At 67.9% G+C, this 8,757-nt stretch carries 10 protein-coding genes; 3 read left to right on the top strand and 7 right to left on the bottom strand.

Features of this window, described 5'->3' with window-relative positions; genetic code table 11:
* Positions 1-180 precede the first annotated feature (180 nt).
* Positions 181-876 (bottom strand): hypothetical protein, encoded by a 696-nt coding sequence (locus tag K4G53_RS06655; RefSeq protein ID WP_221384724.1) that lies wholly within the window; start codon positions 874-876, stop codon positions 181-183.
* 181 nt (positions 877-1,057) lie between these two features.
* Here K4G53_RS06655 and K4G53_RS06650 point away from each other — a divergent pair, with 181 nt between their 5' ends.
* The 3 genes from K4G53_RS06650 (at position 1,058) to K4G53_RS06640 (ending at position 3,044) form a co-directional block, all read left to right on the top strand.
* A complete protein-coding gene (locus tag K4G53_RS06650; RefSeq protein ID WP_308287838.1) occupies positions 1,058-1,978 on the top strand; it encodes an A/G-specific adenine glycosylase in 921 nt (306 codons plus the stop codon).
* Positions 1,979-2,038: 60 nt separating this feature from the next.
* On the top strand, positions 2,039-2,470 hold the full coding sequence (locus K4G53_RS06645; RefSeq protein ID WP_221384722.1) for a DUF3592 domain-containing protein: 432 nt from the start codon (positions 2,039-2,041) through the stop codon (positions 2,468-2,470).
* Between the two features lie 88 nt (positions 2,471-2,558).
* Positions 2,559-3,044 carry a hypothetical protein gene (locus K4G53_RS06640; RefSeq protein WP_221384720.1) on the top strand — a complete coding sequence of 162 codons (486 nt, stop codon included), beginning with the start codon at positions 2,559-2,561 and terminating at the stop codon, positions 3,042-3,044.
* A 2-nt stretch (positions 3,045-3,046) separates the two neighbouring features.
* Here the strand turns inward: K4G53_RS06640 and K4G53_RS06635 are convergent, their stop codons facing one another.
* The 6 genes from K4G53_RS06635 to K4G53_RS06610 form a co-directional block, all read right to left on the bottom strand.
* Complete coding sequence (locus K4G53_RS06635) at positions 3,047-3,223, bottom strand: hypothetical protein (RefSeq protein WP_221384718.1); 177 nt, start codon at positions 3,221-3,223, stop codon at positions 3,047-3,049.
* Positions 3,224-3,315: 92 nt separating this feature from the next.
* Entirely contained in the window at positions 3,316-4,020 is a 705-nt protein-coding gene (dhaM, locus tag K4G53_RS06630; protein WP_221384716.1) for a dihydroxyacetone kinase phosphoryl donor subunit DhaM, read from the bottom strand.
* A complete protein-coding gene (gene dhaL / locus K4G53_RS06625; protein ID WP_221384796.1) occupies positions 4,017-4,649 on the bottom strand; it encodes a dihydroxyacetone kinase subunit DhaL in 633 nt (210 codons plus the stop codon). The genes dhaM and dhaL overlap by 4 nt, the downstream gene beginning before the upstream one ends.
* A 2-nt stretch (positions 4,650-4,651) precedes the next feature.
* A complete protein-coding gene (dhaK, locus tag K4G53_RS06620) occupies positions 4,652-5,653 on the bottom strand; it encodes a dihydroxyacetone kinase subunit DhaK (RefSeq protein ID WP_221384714.1) in 1,002 nt (333 codons plus the stop codon).
* A gap of 263 nt (positions 5,654-5,916) precedes the next feature.
* On the bottom strand, positions 5,917-6,426 hold the full coding sequence (locus K4G53_RS06615) for an amino-acid N-acetyltransferase (RefSeq protein WP_221384712.1): 510 nt from the start codon (positions 6,424-6,426) through the stop codon (positions 5,917-5,919).
* 20 nt (positions 6,427-6,446) lie between these two features.
* Positions 6,447-8,570, bottom strand: coding sequence for an alpha/beta fold hydrolase (locus K4G53_RS06610; RefSeq protein WP_221384710.1), 2,124 nt, complete (start codon positions 8,568-8,570; stop codon positions 6,447-6,449).
* Positions 8,571-8,757: the final 187 nt, after the last annotated feature.

Here is an 8,757-nt window from a genome sequence, read left to right as displayed (position 1 = left end):
GGACAGCCTCAACAACCGGCCACGCCCCACCCTCGGCCTCGCAACCCCCAAGCAGAAATTCAACGAACTCCTCCTCGCCGCAGCAGCCTAACCGTTGCAACCACCACTTGACTTTCCAACCTGGAAAGGGCATTTACTCAGCAATCGATGGGGATTGGGCACTCAGTGGGGATTGGGCACTCAGTTCAGCTGGAAGACTGCCTTCGGGCTTGCCCGCGAACCGAGTTTCGCCGTGAAGATGTAGTACGCCCCGCCGCCGCCCGGCGCCGCGGCAACTGCCTTGCAGCCCTCCGCGCTCCGGGTCCGTGACCACGGGAAGTTGGCCGTCTCGCTGCCCCCGGGGGCGATCACTTTCACCAGGTCCTCACTGGACGCCTGGCAGTCCTTCGACGAGAAGATCCGGTCCGAGCCGCTGGTCACCAGGAACTCCATCTGCGAGGTCCCGATGTTGACTTCGCAGGGGACGGTACCGCCGTTGGTCACCTTCAGGGTCAGCACGGGGTTCTCCCCGGCACCGTAGGCCGGTTTGTCCGTGGAAGCCGCAACGGTCACCAGGTTCTGGTTGCAGGCCGGTGTGGCCGAGGGGGTGGGCGACGGCGTGGCGGAAGGGGTCGCGGACGCGGACGAAGAAGGGGTGGCCGCAGACGTGCCGGCTGAAGCAGAGGGTGCAGTGGAACCGGTCTGGGTGGATGAGGCCTGCTCCGAACCGGCTTTGAAGGCCCCTGCTATGGCGAAACCGCCGACCACCAGCGCGATCACCAGCAGGAGCGCCCCGCCGACAACCAGCCGGCGCCGACGGTACACGGCGGCGCTCGGCTTCCGGACGCTGCTGGAACCGGATGCCTTGCGTGTTGATGAATCGCCCTGCCTGCCCATCCTCCTAGGCTAGGGAACACCTCCGGTTCTTCCCCGCCACCACGCCGCCGGGCGGCCAACGCGTGGGTCACATCCGGTTTTCCGCGGGTCGGAAGGCATCCACTACAGTGTTGGGATCGACACTCAAACCTCCCTCCAGACCGCGCCCGCGGATGCATCCGTGACCCCGGATGATCTGCAAGTGCTTCACGCCCGAATCAACACCTGGTTCGCGGAAACTGCCCGCGACCTGCCCTGGCGCGAGCCCTCCTGCTCAGCCTGGGGCGTGCTCGTCAGCGAAATCATGCTGCAGCAGACCCCCGTTGTCCGGGTTCTGCCGGTCTGGCACGAGTGGCTCACGCGCTGGCCCACCCCCGCGGGCCTCGCGGGTGAACCTGCCGGCGAGGCGGTGCGTTCGTGGGGTCGCCTCGGTTACCCCCGGCGGGCCCTGCGGCTGCATGCCGCGGCCGCCGCGATCGTGAAGGACCACGGCGGAAAAGTCCCGGACACCTATGCCGAACTGCTGGCCCTTCCCGGCGTGGGCAGTTACACCGCAGCGGCGGTGGCGGCCTTCGCCTACGGCCGCCGGGAAACGGTGGTGGACACCAACATCCGCAGGGTGCACGCCCGGCTTGTTTCCGGTACCGCGCTTCCCGCAGCGGCGCTGACCGCGGCGGAAATGCGCCTTGCCGCTTCCCTCCTGCCGGACGACGACGCCGCCTCCGTCCGTTGGAACGCTGCGGTCATGGAACTGGGGGCGCTGGTATGCACCGCCCGCTCCCCAAAGTGCGGCGACTGCCCGGTGAAAGACTCCTGTGCCTGGCTCGCGGCGGGTGGGCCGCCGCCGTCGTACGTCCCCAAGGGGCAGGCCTGGCATGGCACCGACCGCCAAGTCCGCGGCGCCGTGATGGCCGTGCTCCGGTTGGCGGACACGCCCGTGCCGCTGGACATGTTCCACCGCGAACCAGCTGATCTCGGCTTCGCTGCGGAAGGTATCGGGGTGCCCCTTGCCGCCCTGCACAGGCTCAACACCGCTCCCGAGCAGCTGGAACGGGCGCTGGCGGGGCTGCTGGCGGACGGGCTGGCGGAGATGCACGACGGCGGCTACCGGCTTCCAGCCTGACCCTCCGGCGGGTGCGGGCACGGATGGCATACTTCTTGGTGACCGGAACCGGGGGAAGCCATGAAGATCATTCTGTACATTGTGTGGGCGCTGTTCGTTGCGGGCACGATCTATTCACTGGTCCGGGCCGCGCGCAGGACGAAGCGCCAGTCGCAGCTGATGTCGGACTGGCCCAAGGCCCAGGCAACCGTCACCGGCAGCACCACCGGATGGACCAGCGGCGTGGGCGGCTCAAACCGAAACCTGCGCTATTACCCCACCTACCAGTTCACTGACCCGCACGGCACCCTTTTCATGGGCAAGTCCGAGATCTCCGGGGTGGAGCAGCCGCTGCCGGGGTCGCTCATTGAGGTCGCTTACAACCCCGCCAACCCCAACGAGTCCCTCCAGGTGTCTTCCGAGCCGCGCACGGCCATGGGCTGCCTGGCTGCGTTTTTCGCGGTCTTCGCCGTCGCGCTGTTGTGGTTCATCAGCATCTTCCCGCTGGGCTGACGCCCGCGTGCCCGAGGCAGATAACAATGCCGGCGTCACTTTCCCGCTTCCCCAACAGCCCCGCCTTCGGCGGCCGTACGCTGGGAGTATGCGCAGGCAGGGGCTGCTTTTGGCATGGATCGCGACGACGGCGCTCGTCTCCGGCTGCGGGCCCGGCGCCAGCGCCTGCCCGGCAATCGCGCAGGCCACCGCGGTTTCGGTGACCATCACCGCCGGCTATGCGCCCCAGGTAGGAACCCTGCATCTGCAGGCCTGCCAGGACGGTTACTGCAAGGAAGGGGACCTGGAGTTGCGTCCCGGGACCACTTCGGTGGACCAGGGCTGCAATCCCGAGGACGCCTGTTCCGCTACCGCCTCACCCGACGGCACCCGGGTTGGAACGCTGATGCTTGACGCGCTGACGGAATCCGCCATGACCGTCACGGCATCCGGCGCCGGCCCTGACGGATCAGCGTTGCCGGTCCGCACCCTGCAATTCCAGCCGCGTGCCGTCTACCCGTTCGGCGAGCAGTGCGGCAAGTTCCTCACGGCGTCGGTCACCCTGGACGGCACGGGGCTGCGGGAAAGCTCCTGATGCTAGAAAAGTGCCGGCTGGTTGAACAGGTCACCGGCCGGTGTACCGGTACCGGCGTCGCTGGCGGCGGAATCCGGGTGCCATTCGAAACCAAGGTCGGCCAGCAACTCCTCCACGGACGTCTGCCCGTCCAGTACTTCTATCTCCTGGGGCTTGTCTTCGGGGTGGGGCCGTTCCATGGCATCGAGCTTATTCGCAGAAGGCTGCGGAGGTGCCCGAAACACACCGCCGGTCCCGAATCGGGACACAGCCGCCCGCGCGGGGAGGCCGATCAGGGTTCGCCGAACCCCGCCTGCACCAGGCCGCCCACGTAGTCCACGGCACGTTCCGCGTCCGCACCCCACGCCTCGACGTGCAGCACCGATCCCTTGCCCGCGGCGAGCATCATCAGTGCCGTCATGGAGGCACCGTCGACGCCGTTGACTGTCACCTCGGCGTCAAGTGAAGCCAGGCCGCCGGCGATCTTGGCAGCCGGCCGGGCGTGCATGCCAGCCTGGTTCACCAGCTCGAAGTCTCCGCTGCACTTGGGCGCAGCTCCGGTGGCAGGCCCTTCCGGGACCACCTCAGGCAGGGAGGGCTCCGGGCGGCCGGCAGGACCACGAACCGCCTCCGCGGCGCGTTTGACTGCCTGGACGTCCGCCCCGCCCTGGGCGGCTACCGCGGCGGCCACGAGCCCCTCCACCAGCGGGGCGTCCGTCAACACGGCATCCGGCGGATCCCCCATGAACTCAAGCGCCGACTCAGCGGTCATGACCGCCGATCCGAGGTCGGTAATGACCACGGCACCGCCCCCGCCAGCCCGTTCCAGTGCCTGTTCAAGGGCGGCAAGGACCTTTTCCAGGCTGGTGCCGATCCGCCCGTCGTCGGTGCCCCCGGCGGGCAGGATGACGACGTCGGGCGCCATTTGGGCGGCGAGTTCCACGGCGCCGTCGGCAATCTTTTCGCTGTGGGAGACCACGACGATGCTTACGCTCACGCAGCCGCCCCGACGGCGGCGCGCAGGATCAGCGCCGTGGAGACCGCGCCGGGGTCCCGGTGGCCGGCACTGCGCTCGCCCAGGTAGCTGGCCCGGCCTTTGCGGGCAATGAGCGGATCGGTGGCCACCGCCCCGGCCTCCGCTGCCTCCGCCGCGGCCACCAGGACGCTGAGGAGGTCCGGGCTTCCTCCGTCGGCGGCTTCACGAGCGGCGTCAACGGCCGGGGTCCAGGCATCCACCATGGTCTTGTCTCCGGGTTCCGCCTTCCCCCGCGCCACAATGCCATCCCGTGCAGCCGCCAAGGCGAGCGCCCAGGCGGCGGGTTCCACCTCGGCCGCGTCCCCCACAGCGGTGGCCGCACGCAGGAAGGCGGTGCCGTAGAGCGGCCCGGCGGCGCCGCCAACCTTGGACATGAGCGTCATCGCCGTCATTTTCAGCGCGGCTCCAGGCGTTTCCGGGGTGGCCTCATCGAGCTTGGCCAGGACGGCCTGGAATCCGCGGTCCATGTTTTCGCCATGGTCGGAGTCGCCGATGGCCCGGTCAAGCTCGATCAGTTCAATGCGGTGCTCAGCCATCGCCTGCGCGCACAGGGTCAGCCACTTCACCGTCCAGTTGACGTCCAGGACCACGGTCACATGCCCCACCGCAGGGCGGCCGTATGCACTGGCGCGTCCCAAAGTGCGGTGAGCTCGTCATCGAGCCGGAGCACCGAGATGGAACAGCCCTGCATCTCCAGTGAGGTGATGTAGTTGCCCACCAAGGAGCGGTCCACCGTTGCTCCGGCGTCCGCGAGCACCTGCACTGCACGGCGGTAGACGATGTACAGCTCGCTGAGCGGGGTGCCGCCCATGCCGTTGACGAAGAGCAGCACCCTGTCCCCGGCAGTGATTTTCAGGTCGGCCAGGACGGGTTCCAGCAGGCGGTCAGTGATGCCGTCCGCGTTCTCCATCGGGATCCGGTGCCTCCCGGGTTCACCGTGGATGCCGATGCCAATCTCGATCTCGTTTTCGTCGAGGTCGAAACTGGGGGTGCCGGCGTGGGGCACCGTGCATGCGGTCAGCGCGACCCCCATGGTCCGGACGTTGGCGTTGACCCGCTCGCCGATGGCCACCACGGCTTCCAGGCCGTCGCCCCGCTCCGCAGCTGCACCCGCTATCTTCTCCACGAGGACGGTGCCGCCCACCCCGCGCCGCCCGGCCGTGTACAGGGAATCCTCCACTGCCACGTCGTCATTGACCAGGACAGTGCGGACGTTGACGCCTTCCGCCTCGGCCAGCTCCGCGGCAGTCTCGAAGTTCAGGACGTCGCCGGTGTAGTTCTTGACGATGTGCACGACGCCGGCACCTGCGTTCGCAGCGAGGGTCGCGGGAAGGATCTGGTCCGGTGTGGGCGACGTGAACACGGCCCCGGGCACGGCGGCGTCCAGCATTCCCTTTCCAACGTAGCCGGCATGCAGCGGTTCGTGCCCGCTCCCGCCGCCGGAGACGAGCCCCACTTTGCCGGCCACCGGCGCATCCTTGCGCGTGATGTAGATGGGGTCTTCGCTGACGGTCACCAGTCCGGCGTGCGCCAGGCCGAACCCCTGGACCGATTCGTGGACGACGGACTTGGGATCGTTGATGAGTTTCTTCATGGCGGTGCGCTCCTGGCTGTGCTCCTGAAGGATGTGTGTCCGACCCTACTACCGCGGCGGCAGCTAACGGTAGGTTCGTGCGGCCTCCGATTTTTGGCGGGAAACGCCGGCGCTGGCCCGGACGCAACCACGGGAGGCAGCAAAGGGACAGCCCCCAATGACTGTCCCTTTCCTGAGGCCCCCCACATCCGGCCGGGAAATAGTTTATCCATCAAATCGAATAATGTAAACGTGCCTGTTCTGCGGCCAGCCTGGAGACCAGGTCAGAGGGCGCGGATCATCCGGGTGTTGCCGAGGGTGTTGGGCTTCACCCTTGCCAGGTCCAGGAATTCGGCTACGCCCTCATCGTGGGAGCGGAGGAGTTCGGAATACACCTCAGGGTCAACCGCTGACTGGTCCGCCATCACCTCGAAGCCGTGGCGCTTGAAGAAATCCACCTCGAACGTCAGGCAGAAGACGCGGGCAACTCCCAGCGCGCGGGCCTGCTCCAGCAGCGTTTCCACCAGGACGTGGCCCACCCCCTTGCCGCGCCATTCATCGGACGCGGCAAGGGTGCGGATTTCGGCAAGGTCTTCCCACATGACGTGCAGTGCCCCGCAGCCGATCACCTCACCGTCCCTGGATTCCGCGATGAGGAACTCCTGCAGGCTTTCGTAGTACGCCACCGTCTCCTTCGCCATCAGGATGCGTTCCTCGGCGAGGGGCGCCACCAGCTTCTTGATGAGGGGGACGTCGCTGGTGCGCGCGGGACGGATGTGGAAGGAGTCGGTCACAGTGCCATCCTACGGCCCGGTTAGAGCCCCAGCTCAGCCGGCAGTTCGTTCTCCTGGCCCAGCACGTGCCTCGCCAGGAACCACTCCACCACCTGGTACCAGACCTTCGCGTGCTGCGGCTGGAGGACCCAGTGGTTCTCATCCGGGAAGTACAGGAAGCGGTGCGGGGTCTGCCCGTCCTGGTCTGCTGCCAGCCGGGACTTGGCCAGGAGTTCGTACCAGAGCCGCAGGCCCTCCCCGATGGGTACCCGGTAGTCCTTGTCGCCGTGGATCACCAGCATGGGCGTACCGATATTCTCCGCATGCAGGTGCGGGGAGTTCTCCAGCGCCATCTCCTCGGTCATTTCCTTGAGCCAGTACTGCGAGGCATCCGTGGTGGGCCCAAACTGGTCCAGCGCCCAAAGGCTGGCGTGGGTCACAATGGCCTTGAACCGGTCCGTGTTGCCCGCCACCCAGTTGGCCATGTAGCCGCCGAAGGAGCCGCCCATCGCCGCGGTCCGGGTCTCGTCGATGTCCGCGCGTTCCACGGCCGCATCGGTCACGGCCATGAGGTCGCTGAAGGGCGCTTTGCCCCATGATCCCCAGCCGCGCTGGATGTACGACTGCCCGTAGCCGGTTGACAGCGCAGGGTCCGGCAGCAGCACCGCGTAACCCTTGGCCGTCAGCAGCCACGGGTTCCAGCGCCACGTCCAGGCATTCCAGGACCCGAGGGGGCCGCCGTGGATCCACAGGAGCAGTGGTGCCGGGCCCTCTGGCGAGGCACCCTCCGGCAGGGCGAGGTAGGCCGGGACGCGGGCGCCGCCAGCCGCGGTTGCGGCGATGCGTTCCAGCCGGCCCGGGAAGTGCGGCCGTTCGGCAGGTGCGGGCAGGCGGGTGGTTTCCCCCGTTGCCAGGTCGATGCGCACGGCTTCCGGAGGGAAAGCGTAGGAACTTCGCAGCGCGTAGGCGTGCCGCCCCTCAGGGGAAACCACGACGTCGGAGTAGGCCGCCGCGTCCTGCGTCACCCTGGTGACACCTACTTCAGCGGCAGCCGCCGGAACGCTGATCCGGAAAACCGGCGACGCGCCGTCGTCGTCCGCTGTCACCAGGAGGGCGGAACCGTCCGGCAGCCACGCAGCGGGCCTGGGCCAGCGGTCCCAGTCATGGGCCAGGGGCTGCAGCGCGGAGGCACCGTTGGCCCCATCAACGGAGACGTCCAGCAGGTGCAGCCTGATCTCCGGGGCCCGCTGTGGCGTGGAATCGCTCTCGCTGACCACCACGAGCGTCCTGCCATCGGGGCTGACGGGGCCCGGAAAGTAGCTCATGCCCTCCCGGTCCAGCAGTACCTTGAGGCTGCCGGAGCTGACGTCCACGGCCACGAGCACCGAACGGCTGTCCGCCTTCGCCAGGGGTTTGGTGTAGCTGGTGTAGACCGTTTTTCCATCCGGACTGACTACCGTCTCCGCTTCCCGCAGCCGCGGCCCGGCGTCGGGCGTCAGGTTTCGCAGGACCAGTGGCGCGGCCGCATCCACCGTCGCCGGTTTGCCAGGCGACTTGTCCTCGCCCGGTTCCACAGCGAAGATCCTCGGCTGGCCGGGGCCCAGGTCTGCGTCCCAATAGCGGACCGGGTATTCGCTGTGCAGGATGGCCGAGACCTTCTTGTCCTTCCGGGACTTGCGCCGTTCCGCATCGTCCTGCTCATCGGCGGAACCCGCCAGCACCTCTGCCGTTACGAACGCCGCGTCCGCTTCCCTGGCCGTGATCACCTTGCTGATGCCGCCCGCCCGGTTGAGCACGACCCGGGCTTCGCCGCCGTCGGCCGGAAGCAGCCACAGGGCGTTGACTGGCTCCTCGTCGGGGCTGTCAGGGTCGGGCCGCGCGGACGTGAAGTAGACGTCACCGTTGGCAGCGAAGGCGGCACCGGCCTCGCCCTTGGCACTGCGGGTGATGCGCCGGGCATGCTTCTGCCCGGCAGGGTCCAGCTCCCACAGCGCTGTGGCGAACTCGGTGCCCTTGCCGTTCAAGGTGCTGACGGTGGTGACCAGCCGGGAGCCGTCCGGGCTCAGGGCCAGGCCGCTTACCCGCGGGATGGACAGGTAGTGGTCGAGGTCGTGGAAAGGGGTGGGTGGTTGCTCGTCCGGGATCGCCGGATTCTCATTAGCCATGTCCCCGATTCAACACGTTTTGTGCTGCCCGTCACAAACCTGCTGAAGCCGACACGCTGATGCGCTGGATCCGGTGGGGCTGGGGCGCGCCGCCACCGGCGCCTTCGCTTCGCCTAAAGCCCACCGGACCCAGCCACGGTGTCGTTAAAGAGCGAAGCCCCGCCGCTCCATTGTGGAGTGGCGGGGC

Origin of the sequence: Arthrobacter sp. MAHUQ-56, from assembly GCF_019710585.1 — a bacterium.
Classification (GTDB): domain Bacteria; phylum Actinomycetota; class Actinomycetes; order Actinomycetales; family Micrococcaceae; genus Arthrobacter.
The sequence above is the reverse complement of the archived record's forward strand: the minus strand, read 5'-3'. Positions and strand labels throughout refer to the sequence as shown.